This window comes from Janthinobacterium sp. BJB304 (genome assembly GCF_002735765.1).
GTDB lineage: Bacteria > Pseudomonadota > Gammaproteobacteria > Burkholderiales > Burkholderiaceae_D > Janthinobacterium.
In genome coordinates, this window is sequence record NZ_PDZN01000020.1 from 1 (window position 1) to 20,364 (window position 20,364).

Annotated in this window: 22 protein-coding genes; 15 read left to right on the plus strand and 7 right to left on the minus strand. The window is 53.6% G+C overall.

From position 1 onward, the window contains the following. Positions 1-361: 361 nt before the first annotated feature. Positions 362-802, plus strand: a complete 441-nt coding sequence (locus CSQ95_RS21685) for an antirestriction protein (RefSeq protein ID WP_180279129.1) — start codon at positions 362-364, stop codon at positions 800-802. A gap of 107 nt (positions 803-909) precedes the next feature. Here the strand turns inward: CSQ95_RS21685 and CSQ95_RS21690 are convergent, their stop codons facing one another. Then, the gene (locus CSQ95_RS21690) at positions 910-1,221 is read right to left on the minus strand and encodes an H-NS family nucleoid-associated regulatory protein (protein WP_099411003.1); all 312 of its coding nucleotides are present in this window, start codon (positions 1,219-1,221) and stop codon (positions 910-912) included. Between the two features lie 245 nt (positions 1,222-1,466). Between CSQ95_RS21690 and CSQ95_RS21695 the strand changes: the two genes are divergently transcribed. Beyond that, the gene (locus CSQ95_RS21695) at positions 1,467-1,784 is read left to right on the plus strand and encodes a hypothetical protein (RefSeq protein ID WP_099411004.1); all 318 of its coding nucleotides are present in this window, start codon (positions 1,467-1,469) and stop codon (positions 1,782-1,784) included. Positions 1,785-2,131: 347 nt separating this feature from the next. Here the strand turns inward: CSQ95_RS21695 and CSQ95_RS21700 are convergent, their stop codons facing one another. From CSQ95_RS21700 to CSQ95_RS29270, 6 genes are all read right to left on the minus strand, one after another. After that, a complete protein-coding gene (locus tag CSQ95_RS21700; protein ID WP_099411005.1) occupies positions 2,132-2,992 on the minus strand; it encodes a hypothetical protein in 861 nt (286 codons plus the stop codon). Then, positions 2,982-4,694 carry an AAA family ATPase gene (locus CSQ95_RS21705; RefSeq protein ID WP_180279130.1) on the minus strand — a complete coding sequence of 571 codons (1,713 nt, stop codon included), beginning with the start codon at positions 4,692-4,694 and terminating at the stop codon, positions 2,982-2,984. Before CSQ95_RS21705 ends, CSQ95_RS21700 begins: the two co-directional genes overlap by 11 nt. A 287-nt stretch (positions 4,695-4,981) precedes the next feature. After that, positions 4,982-6,718: a P-loop NTPase fold protein gene (locus CSQ95_RS29260; RefSeq protein ID WP_143450028.1), complete on the minus strand. Its 1,737-nt coding sequence runs from the start codon at positions 6,716-6,718 to the stop codon at positions 4,982-4,984. A gap of 215 nt (positions 6,719-6,933) precedes the next feature. Next, positions 6,934-7,140: a hypothetical protein gene (locus tag CSQ95_RS29265; protein ID WP_143450029.1), complete on the minus strand. Its 207-nt coding sequence runs from the start codon at positions 7,138-7,140 to the stop codon at positions 6,934-6,936. Positions 7,141-7,227: 87 nt separating this feature from the next. Then, on the minus strand, positions 7,228-9,381 hold the full coding sequence (gene mobH / locus CSQ95_RS21715; protein WP_099411007.1) for a MobH family relaxase: 2,154 nt from the start codon (positions 9,379-9,381) through the stop codon (positions 7,228-7,230). A 140-nt stretch (positions 9,382-9,521) separates the two neighbouring features. Continuing rightward, positions 9,522-10,034, minus strand: a complete 513-nt coding sequence (locus CSQ95_RS29270; RefSeq protein WP_143450030.1) for a hypothetical protein — start codon at positions 10,032-10,034, stop codon at positions 9,522-9,524. Positions 10,035-10,715: 681 nt separating this feature from the next. Here CSQ95_RS29270 and CSQ95_RS21720 point away from each other — a divergent pair. From CSQ95_RS21720 to CSQ95_RS21780, 13 genes are all read left to right on the plus strand, one after another. Next, the gene (locus CSQ95_RS21720; protein WP_099411008.1) at positions 10,716-11,291 is read left to right on the plus strand and encodes a hypothetical protein; all 576 of its coding nucleotides are present in this window, start codon (positions 10,716-10,718) and stop codon (positions 11,289-11,291) included. Positions 11,292-11,325: 34 nt separating this feature from the next. Beyond that, positions 11,326-12,111 carry a hypothetical protein gene (locus tag CSQ95_RS29275; protein WP_143450031.1) on the plus strand — a complete coding sequence of 262 codons (786 nt, stop codon included), beginning with the start codon at positions 11,326-11,328 and terminating at the stop codon, positions 12,109-12,111. A 17-nt stretch (positions 12,112-12,128) separates the two neighbouring features. Next, a complete protein-coding gene (locus CSQ95_RS21730) occupies positions 12,129-12,650 on the plus strand; it encodes an integrating conjugative element protein (protein ID WP_099411010.1) in 522 nt (173 codons plus the stop codon). After that, on the plus strand, positions 12,647-13,222 hold the full coding sequence (locus tag CSQ95_RS21735; RefSeq protein WP_099411011.1) for a transglycosylase SLT domain-containing protein: 576 nt from the start codon (positions 12,647-12,649) through the stop codon (positions 13,220-13,222). The genes CSQ95_RS21730 and CSQ95_RS21735 overlap by 4 nt, the downstream gene beginning before the upstream one ends. After that, positions 13,212-13,769, plus strand: a complete 558-nt coding sequence (locus tag CSQ95_RS21740) for a PFL_4695 family integrating conjugative element protein (RefSeq protein WP_180279131.1) — start codon at positions 13,212-13,214, stop codon at positions 13,767-13,769. Before CSQ95_RS21735 ends, CSQ95_RS21740 begins: the two co-directional genes overlap by 11 nt. Next, positions 13,766-16,090 (plus strand): type IV conjugative transfer system coupling protein TraD, encoded by a 2,325-nt coding sequence (gene traD / locus CSQ95_RS21745; protein WP_099411013.1) that lies wholly within the window; start codon positions 13,766-13,768, stop codon positions 16,088-16,090. The genes CSQ95_RS21740 and traD overlap by 4 nt, the downstream gene beginning before the upstream one ends. Continuing rightward, entirely contained in the window at positions 16,087-16,839 is a 753-nt protein-coding gene (locus CSQ95_RS21750; protein WP_099411014.1) for a TIGR03747 family integrating conjugative element membrane protein, read from the plus strand. The genes traD and CSQ95_RS21750 overlap by 4 nt, the downstream gene beginning before the upstream one ends. Before the next feature lie 12 nt (positions 16,840-16,851). Continuing rightward, complete coding sequence (locus CSQ95_RS21755; RefSeq protein ID WP_099411015.1) at positions 16,852-17,178, plus strand: RAQPRD family integrative conjugative element protein; 327 nt, start codon at positions 16,852-16,854, stop codon at positions 17,176-17,178. Between the two features lie 24 nt (positions 17,179-17,202). Next, positions 17,203-17,433: a hypothetical protein gene (locus CSQ95_RS21760; RefSeq protein WP_099411016.1), complete on the plus strand. Its 231-nt coding sequence runs from the start codon at positions 17,203-17,205 to the stop codon at positions 17,431-17,433. A gap of 162 nt (positions 17,434-17,595) precedes the next feature. Continuing rightward, entirely contained in the window at positions 17,596-17,997 is a 402-nt protein-coding gene (locus CSQ95_RS21765) for a TIGR03745 family integrating conjugative element membrane protein (protein ID WP_099411017.1), read from the plus strand. A gap of 31 nt (positions 17,998-18,028) precedes the next feature. Next, on the plus strand, positions 18,029-18,478 hold the full coding sequence (locus tag CSQ95_RS21770) for a TIGR03750 family conjugal transfer protein (protein WP_143450032.1): 450 nt from the start codon (positions 18,029-18,031) through the stop codon (positions 18,476-18,478). Between the two features lie 2 nt (positions 18,479-18,480). Continuing rightward, positions 18,481-19,317, plus strand: a complete 837-nt coding sequence (locus CSQ95_RS21775; protein ID WP_099411019.1) for a PFL_4703 family integrating conjugative element protein — start codon at positions 18,481-18,483, stop codon at positions 19,315-19,317. A gap of 17 nt (positions 19,318-19,334) precedes the next feature. Continuing rightward, positions 19,335-20,363 carry a TIGR03749 family integrating conjugative element protein gene (locus CSQ95_RS21780; RefSeq protein ID WP_099411020.1) on the plus strand — a complete coding sequence of 343 codons (1,029 nt, stop codon included), beginning with the start codon at positions 19,335-19,337 and terminating at the stop codon, positions 20,361-20,363. Position 20,364: the final 1 nt, after the last annotated feature.

A 20,364-nucleotide genomic window follows, 5' to 3' on the forward strand; every position in this document is an offset into this window, starting at 1 on the left:
CAGGAACAGGGCAGGGACTTGCGGCGTGGCCGCCCACGTCGGACAGCAGCAGCACCTGGTGGAAGGCGCCGGCGCCGCCGGCAGCAGCTGCAGCGTTGACGGTAGCGCACCACACCGTGCCGGTGGCGCGATACGTCTATCAATCCGGTTGACAGCGTCGTCCGCTCGTCCTATTGTTGATATTGAATTTGCTCGCACCTGAGCAACCGCGGTGGGTCAAACTCTTGCAACCCACACGTCCTGGCAGCCTTACCAGGATCAGAGTCTCTGTAGTGCTTCTACCACCCCGATCGGGAAGACTTCTTCTCGATCCCCTGGGGCTCGGATGGTCTTCCTTTCGCTTTTTTTAACGGAGATCATCATGGAAATGAATGCAAACACCCAGCTGTATGACAACAACATTTGTCCTATTGGAGCAGTGCTGGTGACTGATGTCGACGAAAGAATGGAATGCCTGCCCAACGTGGCGGGCATGCGGTGCGTGCTGTTGGAATTCACCGTTTACAGCATGCTCGGTCGCATGAGCCAAGACTACGCGGGCGGATATTGGGATTTCTACAAGTTGTCGAACGGCGGTTTCTACATGGCACCGCAAACCGACGGTACCTTTCGGATGCGCTGCGAAAATATGTTCGAAGCGGAAGTGAACGCCCAGACGGCGGGTCTCATTGCGTGCGCCATGGCCTATAGCCATCTGTCTTTTTCCGAGGAAGCCGGTTGCTTCGGAGAGGCATATATGTTGCTGTGGCAATACCTGGCCCAGCAACCGAACGCAGCGACAATTTTCGCGGCTTTGGACTAACTGGCGCCATGGCCAAGGATATGTTCCCGACCATCGCCTCCAGTCCCATACCTGCCGCATGATCTAGCCTGATTGCAATCGAGGAAGCTGGCTTTGATTCTCAAGAATCAAATGCCAGCTTCTTCAATGTTTTTACCGGATTCGAGCCATTCTTTTACCCATTTCGGCTGGCGGCCACGGCCGCTCCACTGCAGCGCCGGATCAGTTGGATGGCGGTATTTGACAGCAACTGTTTGCTTCACCTTCGCAGGAGCACCATTCCCGACAAGGTCTCTGAGCGATACACCTGCTCGTTGTGCAATTTCCAGAATTTGCGCGCGAGCATCGTTGATGTCTTTCTGTTCCTTTATCTTCAATTGTTTCTTGACCTGATCTTGCAGTTCGCGAAGTTGGGAAATAGAGAAATTTTCAAGATTCATATGTCATTTTCCTGACGTTAATATAGTCACTAAGTTACCACATGTCCCAATCAGCCATGCTTCATTTTTGGATCTACGAGCACGGATAGCACCGTTCCAAGCGCGGGTAGGCACGATTTCTCGCCAGCATGGATGAGTAATGGGGGCTAAACAAGGCATAATTACTAAAGTCTGCACAGTTGCAGGTGTACGGCTATGGCAAGCTTACACACTAGAGGTAATCAATGCCACGACCAAAGCGGAGAATGAGTGCGATCGAGTTTGACGCGACCCAGGTATTGCTGCCTGGTATCAGCAAAAAGCGCCGTGCGGCCGCCAGGGCGGCATTGGTCGATGGCGAGACGCTGGCCGTCGTTGGTATCAGATTCAACTGCTCACGCCAAGCAGTCAACACGTTGGTCAATATTTTTTGCGACGGCCTGGCTCGATTTCATGAGGCTCAGCGGGTGATCAATGCCGGTGAGTTAGTGTCGCCCGGGTGGGAAAGGGCCACGCTTATCGCTCCAAATCATCTGATCAAAAAATTGCGCGCGGATCTCAATGAACTGCAAAACACCAGTTAACCGGCTCTACCGAAGCAGCACTGGGCTAAAGGACATTCTGGAACTGGAACGGGGTAGCACGGTACCGGCGGCCACGAGGATATACAGATGCAAGGTAGGAGCTGGTCGCAGGTGTGGACGAACAATAAGCTTTGACATAACTGCAGCGACTGCTGAGGGGCGTGACCGAACGCTTCCGCCTCAAAGCGAACTGTCACGATTCCTCTGAGATGCCCCAAACATAATATGAAGATAGGTAGGCTGCATTGAATAGCTTTCTGCCATTTTGCTGAGCAGATGGCAATCGGCCAGAAGTAATTTTTCAGCGGATGCCTAAGATTCAGAAGTTTTCACAACTATCCAGCTGATTACGGAAAATCTGAGAGTACGCCACGCTCAAGAAAATCCATCACATCGGGATCCTCTAATAACGAGCGATATACGACAGCGTCCCAGCTGTTAATACCTTTGCAGGCTTCCAGCGAATACGCGCTTTGAATGGCTGTAGTCACTGTGATAATACCAGCCGCTCGAGTGTCGCTCGCTATACGGATAATATTTTGGTAGCTATTCTCAAAGTACTCCTTGAATCGCTCCCAAAAATCGATCCCTTTCAAATGAGAGGCTACGAGTTCTTTCAGCTCTTCTGGAAGGTTGTTTCGTATTTCAAAAGAGATAACTGGAGTGAGGTAGGGTGCTTGTAGTAGTATTGTATAGAGAGCCTGATTGACCTCATCGTAGTACGGATGCAAGAAGCTCCTCGCACCCGCCGCGTTTTTGTAGTCCGTAAGTTTCTCACCTTGGCACCAATCACACGCGGGTACGAGGTTAAGTAGGTGTATGGCGAACTCCGGGTATGTTGTTTTCGGCAGGCAATGATCGAGTGTTCGAGGTCTTCCGAGCTCACCGCATACAGGGCAGGCTAGAAGTTTATTTTTTTTTCTCAGCTTCTCTAGCTCATTGAATGGGTATTTATCGGTCTCTGGATTGTACAATCCGATTAATGATTTTTTTCGGTCAATGGCTTCGTTATCAGTATCGGCGTAATTTCTTAGCACCAAGGGGGGCATACCGGTTGGGCAACCTTTTTGGACATCGTACTGGAGGTATCGTGCATTCAAATCTTTTGTGATTCGACCATAGAACTTTTTGAACTTGACTCGCTCACCTAGCACAAGATTCAAGATATCGATACTGTCATCATCCGGCTTCGGAATTTTAGTGACCATTAGATACGCTCGAGTTAAGAATTTTAATGGTCATTTCTTCGTTTAGCTCATCTTTGAGCTTCGTCAAGAGTTTTTGAGGCCCGCCAACTTCTTCAATAGCGCTTTCTATCCACTGCGCAAAAGGCTTCGTTACTTTACTGTCTCCGAAGACATAGGATGAAATTCGCTGCATGTTACCACCGAATGTCTCAAATGGCGGATGATCAATCTCTACGCCGTACTGCCCAATACGATAAACATGCATGCAATTCGCTGGAATTTCACGTGCGACGGCAAGAGAGTGCGTCGCAAGAATTGCTTTGGAATTAAAGGCGGCCAAGACTTTTTTGAGGAGCGCGATGAATTCGACCTCAAATGTTGGGTGAAGGAAGAGCTCTGGTTCGTCTACGACGATCAAGCTCTCAGCTTTAATCTGTCCGACAATATTGATTACCATATAGACAAAGAGACGCTGGCCGGAGCTTAGGTCGAGCTTTTCATTTCCTACAAGAAATACAACACCGGCCTTAACATTAATTACATTAAAAAGATCTTCTTTAAGCTTGAGGAATTTTGGATGTGTAGTTGGCGTCAGCTCGATATATTTTTTTCCGTCGGCACCTTCGATCACAAGAGATTCAAGTGAAGAAGTAAGGTCTGCCTTGGGGATGATCTCAACTACAAGCTTTTCAAATTTTAGCGCTGGCCGCAATACATCCAAAATGGTATCCGCCTTAGATGTCCAACTACCAAGGAATTCGTACGCATCGTCGTCAGCCAAAGCTTTGAACATTGACTCGACTGAATCGCTCGCGGGCTGGTTGCGGCTGATGGAACTTTGCCGCCTTCCCGATGCGGACATTGACCCTCTCCTGAAACCGAAGTACCTATAGGCAGTTTTATCCTTCAGTTTGGTACCAGATAGGTCTAATACAAAATCTTCGAATGGGCTATAAGACATCAAAATCAGGCGTGAAATATTCGGGTGAATATCAAACGGCTGGTGCTTGGATTTATTAAGCTGCGTTTGCGATCCAATATCCATCCCTAACCAGTAAGCGACCAAGCTTTTCAGTGTGTGGGATTTACCGACGCCATTCGGCCCGATCAGAACGTTGATATCGTACGGAAGAGTATCGGAGTTGAATCTGAACCTAATTGAAGTCACCCCCTCCGCGCCGCGACCTGGCAAATTCAATGTAAAATCTCCGATTGACTGAGAATTTCCAGAGAAAGCTTTCCAGCCATCAGAGAAAGATTTTCGTGCACCGGCTTCCCGCAGTGGCGATATAGAGAAATTTTCCCTTTCCGTAAGTTCTTTTGCAGCCTGGTCCTGAGCAATGTTTACAAGATAGCCTGCGTCTCGAATCAACACCAAGGCTTCCCTAGCGTCCTGGATACCCAGTTTAGTAATGAGTACGTCATAAAATCCAATGTCACTTGGGACAGAAACGTAGTTTGTCGTTGGTATCGGGAAATAGCCGTCCCAGCCTTCTTCGCGAAGTTGGTTGAGTTTAACTGGTGAGTTATTATCATTCTCAATTAAAAGCTTGAGATTGAAATCAAAAATTTGCTTCCCTTCGAAATAAAATACCGCATTCAGAGTTGTGCGTACTGAATAGTCATCCCAGTTATTATAAGAGAGGGCTAGTAACGTTTTTTCTGTTTTTTTCGCCTGCGGAATTTTGTTCCAATCATTACCAGCGTGAAAAAATACTTTCAAGAGTTACCTTTCGTGTAGTTAATTTTGAGATGATATTGGTGTAGCGCTTACCCGCAAGGGCGGCTCGCCTTCTAGCGCCGAAAATTTGACAGTTTTCTACTTACGATGCTCCATTGAGGATAGTTTGATCTGACGGCGACCGCCATACCGGCGCTATCACTTACGAAAACCTGGACGGCCGCTCATGCCGATTGCTGTCCATCGCTGTCGATTGTACGCGACGAAAAAACTGGCGCCTGCCAACCTAGCGGTTATCGCCTCATTTCGGACACTGCCAATCGAATAAATTAGGAAGGAGTGCTGGGCGCTAACAGATTCGAAACTTTACTCTCAGCAAAAAGCGCTAAGAGCAACCGCGCCATTCTTGAGCCTGCGTCAGCGGAAACAATTTGGCGAGATGCTTCGAGAAAATTGCTTCCTGCACTGCCAAAGTGTTTTTCGTACATCTGGTTGTGCTCAAGGATATCTAGACTTTTCAACATGAATATTTTGAAGTTATGTCCATTCAATGCTCCCATCGCTGCGAGAAAGTCCTGGACCGTGGCCGTTTTTAAGATGGCTTCATCTTTATGCCCCCAGCCATCTCTCACCGCGAGGCTTAACATGACCTCCTCTAGAGTACCACTTTGCATATGTTCGCTTCGAACGGCGTCTAGTGCTGTTTTCAGACGAGGGTGTAGTTGTAGGAAGGAGGTTGGTATGCGAGACTCTCTAGATTCTAATGTTTCTTTGACTTCTGCGAGGTGGTCAATCCAAGCGTCGAGCATTCTTTCTGCGATTGAATGACCATCTTGTAGTTCGCCCACTACCTTGTATAGCGAGGTGACTGTACTCGCGTCGAGCACGCGGGCATGCGGAATACACCGCTCGGCTTCTAACAGAAGTTCGGCTTCAGTAGCATTCATGTCCCATTGAATCCTTTCACGAAGCAGATTTGCTGCAGTTTGAGCTTCAAGGAGAGTTTGATCTGCACGGTAGCCTTCAATGACCCGCTCGACAGCCTGTGCGTCATGGCGGCCTTCACGAACGTAAGCAACCACAAGTTCTTCGAACTTGTTTGCAGAGTAAATTTGAAGTGAGGACATCAACAACTTCCAGCTAGCTGGATTTGCATGTTCCGAAGGTTCGTCGGGCTGCGAGTTACTGTTTGAAAAGTGACGATTTAGCCAAGCCTGCTGGTCGCGGTTGAAGCTAGCAATGAAATCGACATCTGGTCCGTCTTTAATAGCTTTGTTGTGAGCCGCTACGATTAGCACTATGGAGGGAACTGTTCGGGCTTGAATGGCTACCGCTAGTTCCGAAGTCGTGCCAAGCAACCGAGTTACCAAGCGATATGCGAGTCGAATTACCCTAATGTTCGTCAGGTTGCATACTTCTACTGCGTTTTGGACTGCAGTGCGATACGGGACATTGGAATCAGGAATCGCGATGTCAAAAGCTTCAATTGCAGTTGGTGTTAAGCGTAGTTCTTCGTCAACAACCTTCTCACGGAATGATGCCCACAGGGCGTTGTCCTGAACTTCGGATAGCTTTTCAGAATTCAGAATCAAAAGAAAGCGAGTGCCAAAGCGTTCAACATACTCATCTACGAAACCCAATACCTCATCTACGGTAAGCGCAGAATGTTTTCGTTCAAGATCATCGATCACGACAAACTGATTTCTGAGAGCCGCTGGCACGGCAACAAGTGCCAACTCGTCCACCGCGGTAAACGCTGGATGCACTTTTTTTAGCGCTTCCTTTCCTGCACTCCATAATTTTCCAATGCTCTCTGTCACAAAGTTGCCATGGGCGATATTCGGAAGCATGCTTTGCACGATTTTTAATTTTAGCTGCCCGATATCACGAACCCCAAAGAGTGATACGTAGCGAGAAGCGCTAATTGTAGTGTTAGCTGACTCTCGCCGAATCTCATTCCATAGATGGGTTTTTCCGGTGCCCCACGCGCCGGAGAGCGCAATAACCTTGAGGTCTGGCTGAGAAACTAGTTTGGTTAATTGTGCTTTAGTATGTTCAAGCGTCATGTTTGTGATATGTACTTTTTTATGGGGCTTATGTCGATGGCCGCTTTTGGCCCGATAACGGGCATTCCTGGAAGCATCGTCGCAAGGACGCCCTGTGTCAAACTATATTTGTCTCTGACTAACTTTTTTGCTCGTCGACTGCAGGTAGCCATTGGTACAGATCCCAATATTTGGTGACATCGAATAATGCGGCGATGTGGCCGTGCCGAAACCGATTACTGCTCTTCGTCGTCATGCAATTTGTAGCCACATGCCGGGCAGGAAATTCCGCTATGTTGATTGATGGCCCCCGATTCTGCACTTTCCCATATGCGGTACCGTGCATGCTCATAGGCACAAACCGGACAAATATCTTCGAAATGCATATCCTCCAGCTCCATGCCACCAGGTTCAATGCCTTTGCCGAATACAATCGTTGCCATGATAATCTCCCGGACACACTGCTTGTCTGTACCTGACGGCAGAAGCGGTGCCGATATAACCTGCGGAATTCGAGCTGGAACTCACGATCATGGCAGCGGTCCCGAAGGATCGCTTTTTGCGCTGATAAATGGGTTCGGAGGGGGCACTGGCATTACCCAGAGCCTCGGATCTTTCAGCACGACTGCCGCCAACTTGTTTGCCGCCTGTCCTCCTTTTTTTGAAACGTAGAGAGTCCAGACATTTTTCCCACCAGGCGCAGTGGCATGCCACTGCGCCCGCAGGAGCTCCCGCTGAACACGCATCGCGAAATCGCCGTCATCTTCGGATGCAGCACTTGCTTTTTGGCCTCCGTTTGCTGCCGCATACAGCCGGAAAATCAGCGGAGATACCAGTGCCATACCGTATTCGATGAAATGAACCGGCGCGCCAGCTTCGTTGTGCTTCATCGAACCGTCCGCCAGATTTTGCTGCACCCACTTCATGAAGTCGACCGCGAGCGCCGATGGTTCCTTGTTTCCTTTTTGTTTCAAAGCAGGTAGCTTTTCGATAGGCAACGGAACCGGAAAAGGATGAGCAGACGTTGCGTCAGCCATGTCCTGTTGTCTCGGGGCCTGCTCCGGGTTGGCTTCCTCGGCATCGTTCTGATGGGCAGGACCTGTTTCAGTCTCACTACCTGCTTCCTGCTGTCGTCGGTCTTTGTCGCGGCGTGCATTCCGTGCTTCCGCTTCGGCCGTGTCCCGTTCGTCCAAAAGATCGTCGGTGTCTGCTGTAGTCTTTTTTTTGCTAGTCCTGTTATCCCTGGTGACAAACTTAGGCGCTGGTACCTTCTTCCAGTCAACAGGTTCCGGGGAATCACCCGGCATGGGTACCGCATCACAATCTTCCAACGGGCGCTGGGATTGATGATCTCGACTGGTTTTTCCTTGCGATGCGGCGGGCAACACCTCGATCGTGCCCGACATCGCTTCTGGAATTTGGGAAAGATCAGTCCATACTTTTGCGACGGGAAAGCACAAAACACTGAGTTCATGACTATAGGCGATCTCACCGGCCTGGTTTGTCCCAGTCACGACTACACGCCATATCGCTTGACCAGTCGCTGGATTGATACGGATGTAGCCATATTCTTGCCATGCATCGAAAAGTCGATCATTTTTTGCGTCGCCCGGAAAACCGGCTTCCTCATTCTCTTCTTGGCGCAAGACAAATTCACGCACGCTGTCGGCCAACCGCTTCGCCACCAACCACACGCAGTCGTCGTACACCCAGCCCGCCGCCCCGTCACGATTGAGCGGCAGATGGCTACCTTCCACGAACATTGAGGTCATGGCCCCCATGAGTCGTTCGATCAGGGGCACAGCCCTGGCAGAGCTGAACCTTGCGCGCGAGCCGGTGGCCAGGTTGCGGCGTGTTGATTCCTGGTCGGCTTTTTGAACAATCTCATGCAGTGCGCCCCTGCGTTCGCCGCCCAGGTATTGGTTCAACTCTTGAAGCCCTGCTGGCACGTGCGCCATCGATGCGAGCGTGGGGCCAGGAACTAACCGCTGGAGCAGCATGGCGCCAAGTTTTGCATGGGAGTCGTAGTTGCGCTCACTCTTCTTTTTGAAACCAACGAAATATTCGGTGGCTGCACAGTCGTTCAACGAGCCGGCGGTTGCTGACCAGAGCACAGGTTCGCTGGTTTTTCCACGCTTCCATTGAATTTTGAGATCCGTCATTGGCTTACCGACGTCGTGCAACAGGGCCGCGAGAAACACGGCATAGGTCCAGAAATCCCTTTGAGCGGCAATAACTTCGGCGCTGGCGCCAAGCGGTAGCAAGTAGCCGGTGCGGATAGTCAGCGCGTGCAAAACAGTTTCAAGCGTGTGAGCCAGTAGGCCGCCTGGATTGGCGTGATGGTGGGACTCGGATGCCGGCAGCAATTGGACGAACTCCGCAAAGTGCAATAAAGTCGGATGAAGATCGTGCGCAAAGATGTCTGGTGCAACGCGGGAGGCGCGGATGATTTTCTTTATAACCTCATCGCCTTCGATGCAGGAGATGAGAGCGTTCGCGGGAAGCACGTTGTACCATCCAGCTTCGGATCCGCGATAGGCTATGCGCACGTGGTTCAAAGCCGGGGCGCTGTGATGAATAGTACCGGGAATTGGGATGTTGTCCAGGGGACGCTTGTCACTGGCATCGTCTCTGTGATGCGCTGGCGCTCCGCCGTCCATGTATTGGGAAATGTCTCGGAGCATTTGCGCTAATCTTCGCAGTAAAGTCTGTTTGCTGGCCCAGCGAATCTCGATGACTCCGAGCGCTGCTGCAGCACAGATTACCGTGGCGATCGCAAAGGAAATTATCCATCCTGACACAACACCCCCGAGTTGGGATACCGTCACACGAAGCCATTTACCTTGACATAATTTGCCAAAAGATGCCTTCTCACCTCGTCCAGGCTAGGATTGACCACTGAGTCTTTCCAGGCTTTCCAATTGCCATGAGGCCCCTGCAGCGCCTTAAATCGCCTGAACGTCATCTGGAGCGGGTTCCAGGTTAGTACAGGAATTGCTGAGCCAGGTGTAAACCAGGCTGCGCCATAAAGCAAGATTTGGAGGCTGCACAAATCATCTGCGAAGTTCCCTCCCCGGGGGGGGCTGCCGTTCAGGCTATATCGTTGCAACAAAGACCGGACTGCTGGTAGTGGATCATCATTCGGAGCGAACACTTCGATTTCTGCATAGGAATCAAGCAAGATCAGCAGTGGGTGCATCCACGTGGCAAGGCCAGTCTCCCCCAATAATTCAGCGATCTCAAAAATTTGAATTGATCGACTGTCCGAGACGACTGGAGCGGTACTGCGCGATCCTTGTGCGATGGGTAATCGAGGGGTAGATGGCTCGAATTGCATGTTTCACCAGTATGACGATATAGGGACACAGCGTTGACTTCATCGTGAAACGAGACTTCGAAAGGTTCCCTTTTTAGTTGTGACGCAAACCAAAGCATGGTAACGCGTGCATGGCCGGGGAGCGCCTTCGATTTTTCCTTCTGCGCCTTGCTTTGCTCCCGCCCGCGGGAGAAAAGCGTACCCGTATGTCGGGTACCGGTAGATCCCTTTGCCGCACGCTGCGGGGTTAAAGCAGCGTGCGGCACCCTTTTAGATCAGGCCCTTAACCAGTCATGCCCTTTCCCGTAATCCATACGACGTTCCATTTGACGCCTTCCCCCCGCTTTGCCATTACAGGATAGCACCACCTTGACAACTAATAAATAGAGGTATGGCGTCCCGTGGGTGCCACAGCAGCGCCAGATATTCGGATTTGCCTCGCGTGGAGGTTCAATCTGGCGCTTTCCAACGAAAGGCATTGCCAGCGGGAGCGCGTATCACATTCAGCCCACCATGCCAACTATTTAATGGCACAACGTGGAACCGATTTGCCGGGGACGGTACTGGCGATATTTCCTATGCTGCGACGATCAGATACCCGCTCGGCGTCGAGGAACTTTGTAGGACTCAGCGTTTGGAGCATGGGCAGCGCTCGATGTTTGATGCGCGTGAACACACTGCAGTTACTTTCGGGAGACGTATATGCATCAGCGTCCGGGCTTGCTCAGTCCCGTTCTCATCGCACTGTTACTGGCGGCCGGGAACGCGCTGGCTGATACGCCGATGGTATCGGCGGTTGCAAATGCAGAAATCTCGCTGCCAGGCAGGATGGCCGGGCGCTCCAGTGACGACGAAACGTTGGTGAATCGATATACAGCGATATCGCTGCAGCCTAGTGCAGCCGACATTGATCCCATGCGTATCGTCGCTCAAGTGAATTTTCCCAGGATGAATACCAAGACAGTTGGCGAGGCAATCCGCTATCTCCTCATTCGTACTGGATATGACTTGGTCGAGGAAAGGCTGCTGGATCCACAGGTGGTTTCATTGTTCGCCAAGCGGTTGCCGGACTCACAACGAACGCTGGGACCTTACCACGTGGACACAATGCTAAAAATCTTGATAGGCCCCGCTTTTAAGTTGAGCACCGATCACGCCAGCAGGCGTATTTCCTTTCATCCTGCGGTGCCAACCGAGGCCGCAGTCACGGCACTAGGAACCGTCGGGGAGCGAAGCAAGCCGGATGCGTCAGTCACATCCGTTAAAGCTGCGGACTGATTCCCATGCAGGCAACTATGGAAGAGGATATGCCATGACCCAGCCGAACACTACAGCCAACACTGCGGGACCAGCGGCTCCTGTGGGCAGTTCTGTCGCTCCAGAAGCACCTGTCACAGGGCGTTGGAAAAAGCCGCTGCTGTGGGCCGCCACGGCATGCTGTGGCTTAGTGGCTGTGCACCTAGCGATGAACGGGCGCGCGCCGCAAGTGCCTGCAAAGCTTCCCGATCCGGTCGCCAGTTCTCAGGTGGTGCCGGTACCCAGAAAGGCTGAGGTTAATCGTGCACACGCATCTACCCCAAGTGCAACAAACGTGATGCCAGCTGCGTCAGCCGTAGAAAATTCCGCCTCTGTGGATACCGCTGTGTCGCCCCCAGTTGCCGAAAACGATGGTGCGCGATACCAACAGGGTAATCCGGTTGATCATGACGGCTCGAAGGAGATTCTGGACGCCTTGCAACGCAATGCCGACACGCTTGCCAACCTCGAGCAAGGTGTCGTCGAGTTGAAGGAACAGATAGCAAAACTGGCTCATGTGCCTAAGCGGCCGGCCAAAGCCATTTCGGCTGCTGCGCCAACGCGCACAGTGCCTGCGCCTCTACGCGCGGATCCTGACTCGGCCCAATTACTATCCATCGATCTGTGGGGCGGAAAACCTTCCGTGGTGGTGGGCCGCAAACGTGGCGACGGCGCGGAGGTGACATTTTTGAACGAAGGCGAAAAGCAAGGGCGGGTAACTGTCAAGCGCGCCGATGTAGACAGTCAACGCGCAATCTTGGCGACCGACCGTGGCGATGTGGTGTTGAGCAGAGAAGAATAACCTCCGACGAGTTGGCTATGAAAACTGCAATTTTCCCGTTGCTGTTGATGGTTGCAAATGTGGACGCCCAACCATCGTCGAACACGACTATCGCTATGCGCTCGCAGCAGCCGACAGCGGTGGCTCAGATGGAAGCACAAGCGACCTCAATACAGGCTTCGGACCAGATCGCGCGGCAAGTTTGGGGACTCACTGCTGATGAGCTTGAGCGCGCAAAAATACTGCTAAAAGGCCCACGTGCGAGTTTCTCCGTACCGAATCTCTCGCCGGTCGAAGCGCTGGGGATTCACGCCCGTAGCGACGCCGAACGGCGAAAGTATGCGGAAATGTTTGCCAAGGCGATGCATGAGGACACCGAACGTGTACTGGCCTGGGCAGCGGCTTACCAAGTTGCGATTCAACGCCTGTATCCAAATGAGAAGGTCATCGACTTCTCGGGCCTGCAAGCCGGCGACGTGTCCAACGGTAAAGCTGATGCTGCCAACCTGCCACGTCAAACCACGCGACCGACCCGACCTACAGGTGGGGGGAGGCCATGATTACCAGGCGCAACTTCCTGGCGTTGGGCGTCGCCCCTGTCTTGGGCGGCGTATGGGCCAACGACGTAATCGCGAAGAGCAAATCTCTCCGTCCCGCTCCGATACCACCTGGATATCTGCATGTGGCCAGGATGAAGCGTGTTCCTGCACCAGTACTGTATGCCGTTGCGTTGCAAGAATCGCAAATGCGCTTCGGAAATAACGTTCTGCCTTACCCGTGGACACTCAACATTCAAGGCATGCCGAAGCGGTTCGACAGCTATCGCGCGGCTCTCGCTGCGCTGGTCGACTGTTTGCGGATGGGGACCTTGCTCGTCGATATCGGCCTGCTCCAAATATGCTGGTTATATCACCGTTCGAAGCTGCGCAGTCCGGCCCGGGCGCTGAACCCCTATCGCAATATGGAAGTAGCCGCAGAGTTGCTGCATGATCATTTCAAGAAGTCCGGAAGCTGGTTTCGTGCGGTAGCCAATTACCATAATGCCGAACCCGCCATCGGAGTTCCTTATGCCACTTCGGTATTCCGGCATCTTGGTCGGATCCCGTCGATTGCGAGGGGCTATGATGGCTAGGATCTCTTGCGGCGTACTACTCGCCTCATTCTTTACCTGTTTTGGAACCACGATTGCTGGCCCACAGGTGCTGTTTGATACGGGGCGTACAGTAAGCTCCGTCCAGTACCTGGTGCACGCGCTGGACAGTTCAGAAAGCGACACTGAAACACCTCTCGTCTCTTTCCCAGTGCGCGCCGAAGGAATGTCACCGGGCAGTTTTGAAGACATCAAACACGTTGTCGACATGCCCAAATGGCTCACGCGGCCTATCTTTATCGTAGGGAGCGATCCGCTCTCTTCACAATGGCTCACCGAAAACCATGCTGCGCTGGTGCGCTATGGTGCCGCCGGCATTGTGGTCTCCGTCGGAGATGTTTCAACATTCAAAGCGATGCGTCGCACCAATTCGCTGCCGATGGTGCCGCATCCAGTACCGCACCTGATGCGGCTATTGCAGGCCAATGGTATCCACCGCTATCCGTTGCTGCTCCTCGAGCACGGAGACGTGCTGCAGGACTTGCGTGGCCTGGTTCCAGCTGGCCAGTACGTTGGGAGTGGACGATGACCAACCCATCGTACGTGTTGGAGCCTTTGCTCCGTCCCAAGGTCGAGTACCAAAGCGCCGCTGTGGCGGCAGCGTGTGGCATCTTGGCATTGTGCGCGCCGTGGGCGTTGATGTTGCCGCCACGGCTGGGCTACGCGGCCGGCACCATCGCGCTCGGCTTTGCTGCGGTGAGATTCCAACAGGCGCGAAATATCGCCAAGTACCAATATGGCTTGAAACACTACAAGATTACGTACACGAAGTTGCACCGCATTGCGCGCAGCAAAGACATGCTGTACCTGGGCGAAGGGTTTCTGTGGACCCAGAAGCACACCCAGCGCAAACTCGACGCGAATCGCCCGGAAGCTGATCCATTCGTCAATCTGTCGCGCAAACGCCTACTGCTGGATCAAGCCATGCGACGGTACGAGCGCTGGATGCTCTCGACCGGCGGCGGCCGAAGCTCGCCATCAATGTTCCAGAAGGTTGCGACGCTCACCAAGAGCGATGCGCCGTGGAATCCAGTACGGCCACTGATCGATCTCGGCGGTTCTCGCGTGTTACATGGTGTGGAACCGAACGAAAAGCCAGTGTTACTGCGGCAAGGGGCGCGAACAGGCCACGTCCTGGTCAAAGGGACGACTAGGGTCGGGAAGACGCGGCTGCTCGAATTGCTGGCCACTCAGGACATCCATGACTGCTATGTCGTCATTATCATCGATCCCAAAGGTGACGCCGAGCTGATGATGCGTGTGTACGCCGAAGCATCAAGGGCCCGGCGGCTCGATCACTTATACCTGTTCCATCTCGGTTATCCGGACTTTTCGGCACGCTACAATGGAATAGGCAACTTCGCCAGGATCACCGAAATCGCCACCCGAACGACAAACGGGTTGCCTTCCAGTGGAAATTCGGCCGCGTTCAAGGAATTCTCCTGGCGGTTTACCAATCTGGTAGCGCAAGCCCAAGTTGCGCTGGGCCAAGTTCCCACCTACAACGGCATACTGCGCAATATCACCGACATCGAACCGCTCTTCATAGCATATGCCAAACTGTCGCTGGATCGCGCGGAAAAAGACGGGAGGATCCATGGCTGGGAACATGTAGTCGACAACTGCGCGACCGAGATATCGAAAAGAAAAATTCCTGTACCACGTTCGCTCCAGGACCGCCAGCCGATCCTTGCGGCCACAATTATCGTGGCCCGAAGGTTCCAACAACAAATCGAGGACCCAATTCTCGATGGTCTGTCGACTGCGGTCAGCTACGAAAAATCGTTCTTCGAAAAGATCATTGCCTCTTTAGGACCGTTCCTGGAGAAGCTCACGACGGGCGCCATTGGCAAGTTGATCAGTCCAGACTATTTCAATATGGAGGATCCTCGACCGATCTTCGATTGGATGCAGGTGATCCGCCAAGGAGGTATTGTCTATGCTGGCCTCGATGCGCTATCCGATCCTGTCATCGCGGGCGCCGTAGGCAATTCAATGCTCGCAGATCTCGTCTCGATTGGCGGCAAAATCTACAAACATGGCATTGATCCGGACAGAGCCGACGGCAGGATACTACTTCCGCAAATTTGCGGCCATTTCGATGAGGTCGAATCAATACTCGGAGACGAGTTCATCCCCATGGTGAACCGAATGGGCGGCGCTGGCATGCGCGTGACCGCCTACACTCAGACCGTCTCGGATCTGCAAGCGAAATTGAAAGATTCTGCGAAAGCCAAACAGCTGCTGGGGAACTTCAATCACGTTATCACTTTGCGCACCAAAGACCTCGACAGCGCTAAATTCATCGCCGACCAAGTACCGAAGGTAGAAGTCGCCACCCTCACGCTGGTGTCAGGAGTTACCGACAAGGCTGCAGAAGGGGACGGCATCGACTTCATCTCCAACAACCAAGACCGTGTGGCGACCAAGGAAGTCCCACTGATCGATGCCGCCGACATCATGCAGTTGCCTACCGGGCAGGCTTTTGCGCTTCTTGAGGGCAACCGCCTCTACAAGCTGCGAATCCCGTTGGCCGATCCGACCGACGACATGCATATACCTGCCTCGTTGAAAGCAGTCTGTGAAGATATGCGTAGCCGCTATCGGACCTCAGAGCAATGGTGGAAAGAAAATGACTGGTTTGCCGATGCGGATGTCACGCTTCCGATTGCAACACCTATTTTCGTGCCGACTGAATTAGATGCCCAAATGGCGCAGCGGCAGGAGACTGTGGAACCTGAAGTAGATATGCCTGTGCTGGCATCGCTGCGCGATGTCGGCATCACCGGGGCCGCTGGCACGACTGCGTCTGGTGAGGTGCTGGATGATGCTGACGGAGATCAGACATGACAGCCCACGCAGCGAGCGCCAGGACCACTGCCGCCACGGTGGGGCCGGTCAGCAGAGGGCCAATAGGCATTGTCATCGAGATCGTTTTTGGTGGCGCGCTGGCGACGATTTTTGCTTGGGGGATAGGGGTCATGATTGCTTACGGGGGCATGCAGACCTCGTGGCTATGGGCCGACAAGGGGATTGATCACGCCCGTGGGCTTGTCGAGGAAAATCTTCGTTTTATCGCCGAGTATCCGCGGTCGGTCTTGATCCAAGATACCTTGGCATTCGAACATAAAGTCATCAAGGCTGTGTCCCGCCCATTCATCACGATGGGAGCCTTGAAATATTACGAAGCCAGTTTAAAACCGATACCTGACTCAGCCGACAGTCTCGGCAAAACCCTGGCGTTGCTCAAACGGGAACTTGCCAAGGTTTTCATGGTGGCGATGTACATCGCCATGGATACAGCGATGCGACTGTTCGTCGTCCTGTTCGCGCTGCCTTCGTTCCTGCTTGCATGCTTGCTGGGGATCGTCGATGGCCTGGTGCGCCGTGATCTACGCCGCTGGGGCGGTGGGCGTGAGTCGAGCTTTGTCTACCATCGGGCAAAAAAAGCAACGGCCTGGTCGATATCGGGTGGCTTCGGAATATACCTGGCGTGGCCTTTTGGCGGGTTCAACCCGGCGTACATGGTGCTGGTATTTACGGTGCTGGTAGCAGCTTCGCTGTCCATGTATGTCAGCACGTTCAAAAAATACTTGTGAGGGGGAGGTGTGATGAATTTTCCATCCATGGTGCTGATAAAGAGGTTCCGATCGGCCGCGTTGCTGATCATATCGATTGCAATAACCGCCGCCCCTGTCTCGCATGCCGACGAAGATGCTGAGCGGGAGAATCTGACGAGGATCAGCTATGAGCTGAGCCAGCTGCAAAGAATGATCAGCGATGCCGCTAAAGAAACGGAAGCCAGTGGCGGGGCGCGCTTCCGGTATGACTTGCTCGCGCGTGATTTGCGGCTGGTTCGTGCTGGTGTGGATGACCACTTACAACGGCCACGCCAGCCGCAACGTGTGCAGCCGCTGGCGGGCGACTACAGAAACTAGAACGTAGATGGAGAGGCCTTCGCCATGACCGCGACTATGCGCATTGCCTTTGACGCCGCATCAGGCGGCACCGCGGCAGGCGTGGCCTTGGTCATCGGTCTCGCATTGGCCGCTTTTCTTGTTGTGTGGGGGGCGAACGCCGTCCGCATGCTGCTCATCGAAGTCATGCATCACCCCAATCTATTTGCCCGCAATGGCTGGCTGGTGATGCGGGTCGTAACAATATTAATGGTGTTTTTCTATCTTTTGAAGTGAACGTGCTGAGCCAATAGGGGACCCAGTCGCGACTATCCGATTGGTGCTAAACGCGGTGGCGCCGATGTTTTTGATGACCGCGAAATCTTTGATGTCAATCCGGGCCAAAGGCAAAAGACGGTTCGACGCCTGGCGCTTACTTGGTCCCTAATAGGGGGTTATATGTCGTACTTGAAAAAAAAGAGGGTGGTATCAACCGATGTTCGCCCAGTTTCCAGCGTGAATCGCCGTGGCATAACCGCCGTGTTGTTATTGCTTGCTGCGGCGTCCGTGGCAGCGCCGGCAATGGCGGATCTCCCTGCTGCCGTACAGCCCGCAGGCGGTGCCGCAGCCGGGGACTACACGCTGCTGCTGCGTCAATACTGGAAGTCAGGCGTTGCCGTCCTTGTTCTCTTGGTGGGTACCTGGGCGTTTATCGAAGTCGGCGGGGGAGGCATCGCAAAATTTAACGAGTGGCGAAGAGGCAAGGTTGAGTTGAGCGAGCTGAAATGGTTCTTCTTCATCGGTGTCGTGATGTTGGTCTTGGTGATTTACCTGCTGACGACTGCAAACGGCATTCTCTGACTTCGTTAACAACGCAATCCTGGGCTTGATCATGGACGATATTTCCGACGGCGCACAAACGGACACCAACCGTGTCCATGCACCATTGACCGACAGAGCAAATCGGGAACCAGCCATCTTGCGCGGATTGACGTCTTCCGAGGCACAGATGGCCATTTTTATCGTGATGCCGATTTATGCGGTGATAGGCCTGGCGGTCGCATTTGCGACGAAGATATGGGCGCTGGGGGTGCTGATCGCATCGCTGGCGCCCATGCTCACTGTGTGGGCAGTGGCAGGCTGGATGGCAAGGGTGAAGCGCAACAAGCCCGACTATTATTATCAGCACCGCTTCAAACTGTGGCTCGCGGAGAACGGCCTGATCAAAAGTCGTTTCATCGACCATGATGGCTACTGGGAGACTGGACGTGGCGTGCCCTTTCCACGTCGTTCGGCGAAGGGAAATCGTTCTAATCAACCCGTCAAAAAGGTCGGAGTCTAGTCATGGCACGCTACACGGACGCCCTGGCGCAGGCCAACTGGTACATCAAGTGCCTCCTCGGGGTGGTCGCCGCATCCATTACGGTGGCGGTGATGGCCTTGTTTGGTTGGCGCAGCGCTGAGCGGGATGTAACGGTGCATATCCCGCCGGATCTGACGACGGGGGCACAGATCAAAGTAGGTCGGAAGGAGGTACCTGCCTCGAATGTGTACCTGTTCGCCTTCTATATATGGCAGCAGCTCAATCGCTGGAGTTCGAACGGGCAACAGGATTATGGCAGCCAAATCTACAAACTGCAGGCGTTCTTCACGCCAGCATGCCAGCAACAGCTGATTAGCGATATGACCACTCGTGCGGGGCAAGGTGAACTCGATCAGCGCACGCGCTCCGTCATGGAGATTCCTGGGCTGGGATATCGCGATGGCCGCGTTCTGGCTCATGCCGACGGTTCGTGGAACGTGCTAATCGACACCCAGATCATCGAGTCCTCGCGCGGCGTCCCTGTAAAGGACGCGTATGTGCGTTACCCGCTCCATGTGGTGCGCTATGACGTCGACCGAGAACTCAATCCATGGCAACTGGCGATCGATTGCTATTCTGCGCAAAAGAAACCGGAGCGGCTGGATCCTGACGCGGTGGCTGTGGCAATCAAGGGCAATCGTGCTGTGGTGCAGAACAGCGACGAGTATGCGAATCGCAGCTTCGCGGAAGGTGGCGTGTCGCAAACGCAGGGGGCGACGACAGGCCCGACTTCGCCACCCTCCGGCACTTCCGGTGGGCAGCGTAAGCCGACTCCTCAGGATCTGGCCCCGGCGACATTGCCGCGCGTGCCCCGCTAATTGAAGGAGAGAATGGCATGAACGGTCGACTTTTTTCAACGATTGGGGTGCTGCTGGTGTCCCAACTATCCGCGGCCGATTTGGTACATGCGCAGTCCGCCACTGTCGTTCCCCCTACGTTGGAGTTGGGAGAAGTGCACACGCAACCGGTCGCACCTAACGCTGCAATAAATGCCTCTTCTAGCCCGGTCGTAAGGCCCAGCGGCGGCGACCTAACGTCAGAATCGCGCCCAAGTATCCCGGCGCCAGAAAAGCGCGCCGGTGCAAACTCCAATCCTGCCCCCCGCAAAGCAAAGGAGGCTCGACAACGTCAAGTGACAGAGCGTAGCGTCAACGCAAAGCCAGAACGCATCGAATTCAAGCGTCACCCATTGAAGATATCGTTGGGAAATACCGAAAGGCTGGTCACGTTCCCGAATCCCGTGGCGGTGTCGCTGCCATCCGGTGCGGAAGCTGACGTTGATATGCAGATTATCGGGCGGACTGCGTACTTTACGATGTTGGCACCACGCAGCGCGCCCATCCGGGTGCTGGTGGATGATCTTGTCACCGGACAAACAATTCCTATGGATTTGCTGGGTGTGGGTGCTGTCGACGGGCTCAGCTCGGAAGTCGAGGTCCATTATGAGGACCAGCTGCCGGCAGACCAGCAGCAGGTGGATCGCGCGGAAGAGCAATCACCTGTACTCGATATGGTTCAACTGACGCGGTATGCGGCGCAGACTGTGTATGCGCCGCGGCGTCTCAAACCCTTGTCCGACGGCGTACGCAGCATACCGATGGACAGCAAAAGCATCGAGGGACTGTTTCGGGGTGTGCGCACTAGAAGTCGCCCGATCGGGCAATGGCGCTCGGGTGATCTATATGTCACCGCCGTTCAGGTAGTCAACTTGGAGGGCCGTTCCGTCTCGTTGGACCTTGAGCAGATCAGGGGCCGCTGGATCGCTGCGGCCTTGCAGCATCATCACGTCCTGGCATCAGGATCCGATTATGACAGCACCACGCTGTACCTGGTCTGTGGCCAGCCGTTCCATTCATGCAGATGAG

Bases quoted from the DNA above. Each gene is read 5' to 3' on its own strand.
- CSQ95_RS21720 (WP_099411008.1), top strand. From the start codon at position 10,716: ATGCATCAGCGTCCGGGCTTGCTCAGTCCCGTTCTCATCGCACTGTTA.
- CSQ95_RS21770 (WP_143450032.1), top strand. From the start codon at position 18,029: ATGGACGATATTTCCGACGGCGCACAAACGGACACCAACCGTGTCCAT.
- CSQ95_RS21765 (WP_099411017.1), top strand. From the start codon at position 17,596: ATGTCGTACTTGAAAAAAAAGAGGGTGGTATCAACCGATGTTCGCCCA.
- CSQ95_RS29270 (WP_143450030.1), bottom strand. From the start codon at position 10,034: ATGCAATTCGAGCCATCTACCCCTCGATTACCCATCGCACAAGGATCG.
- CSQ95_RS21685 (WP_180279129.1), top strand. From the start codon at position 362: ATGGAAATGAATGCAAACACCCAGCTGTATGACAACAACATTTGTCCT.
- CSQ95_RS21700 (WP_099411005.1), bottom strand. From the start codon at position 2,992: ATGGTCACTAAAATTCCGAAGCCGGATGATGACAGTATCGATATCTTG.
- CSQ95_RS21690 (WP_099411003.1), bottom strand. From the start codon at position 1,221: ATGAATCTTGAAAATTTCTCTATTTCCCAACTTCGCGAACTGCAAGAT.
- CSQ95_RS21755 (WP_099411015.1), top strand. From the start codon at position 16,852: ATGAATTTTCCATCCATGGTGCTGATAAAGAGGTTCCGATCGGCCGCG.
- CSQ95_RS21740 (WP_180279131.1), top strand. From the start codon at position 13,212: ATGATGGCTAGGATCTCTTGCGGCGTACTACTCGCCTCATTCTTTACC.
- CSQ95_RS29275 (WP_143450031.1), top strand. From the start codon at position 11,326: ATGACCCAGCCGAACACTACAGCCAACACTGCGGGACCAGCGGCTCCT.
- CSQ95_RS21695 (WP_099411004.1), top strand. From the start codon at position 1,467: ATGAGTGCGATCGAGTTTGACGCGACCCAGGTATTGCTGCCTGGTATC.
- CSQ95_RS21730 (WP_099411010.1), top strand. From the start codon at position 12,129: ATGAAAACTGCAATTTTCCCGTTGCTGTTGATGGTTGCAAATGTGGAC.
- CSQ95_RS29265 (WP_143450029.1), bottom strand. From the start codon at position 7,140: ATGGCAACGATTGTATTCGGCAAAGGCATTGAACCTGGTGGCATGGAG.
- mobH (WP_099411007.1), bottom strand. From the start codon at position 9,381: ATGCTCCGAGACATTTCCCAATACATGGACGGCGGAGCGCCAGCGCAT.
- CSQ95_RS21780 (WP_099411020.1), top strand. From the start codon at position 19,335: ATGAACGGTCGACTTTTTTCAACGATTGGGGTGCTGCTGGTGTCCCAA.
- CSQ95_RS21735 (WP_099411011.1), top strand. From the start codon at position 12,647: ATGATTACCAGGCGCAACTTCCTGGCGTTGGGCGTCGCCCCTGTCTTG.
- CSQ95_RS21760 (WP_099411016.1), top strand. From the start codon at position 17,203: ATGACCGCGACTATGCGCATTGCCTTTGACGCCGCATCAGGCGGCACC.
- CSQ95_RS21775 (WP_099411019.1), top strand. From the start codon at position 18,481: ATGGCACGCTACACGGACGCCCTGGCGCAGGCCAACTGGTACATCAAG.
- traD (WP_099411013.1), top strand. From the start codon at position 13,766: ATGACCAACCCATCGTACGTGTTGGAGCCTTTGCTCCGTCCCAAGGTC.
- CSQ95_RS29260 (WP_143450028.1), bottom strand. From the start codon at position 6,718: ATGACGCTTGAACATACTAAAGCACAATTAACCAAACTAGTTTCTCAG.
- CSQ95_RS21750 (WP_099411014.1), top strand. From the start codon at position 16,087: ATGACAGCCCACGCAGCGAGCGCCAGGACCACTGCCGCCACGGTGGGG.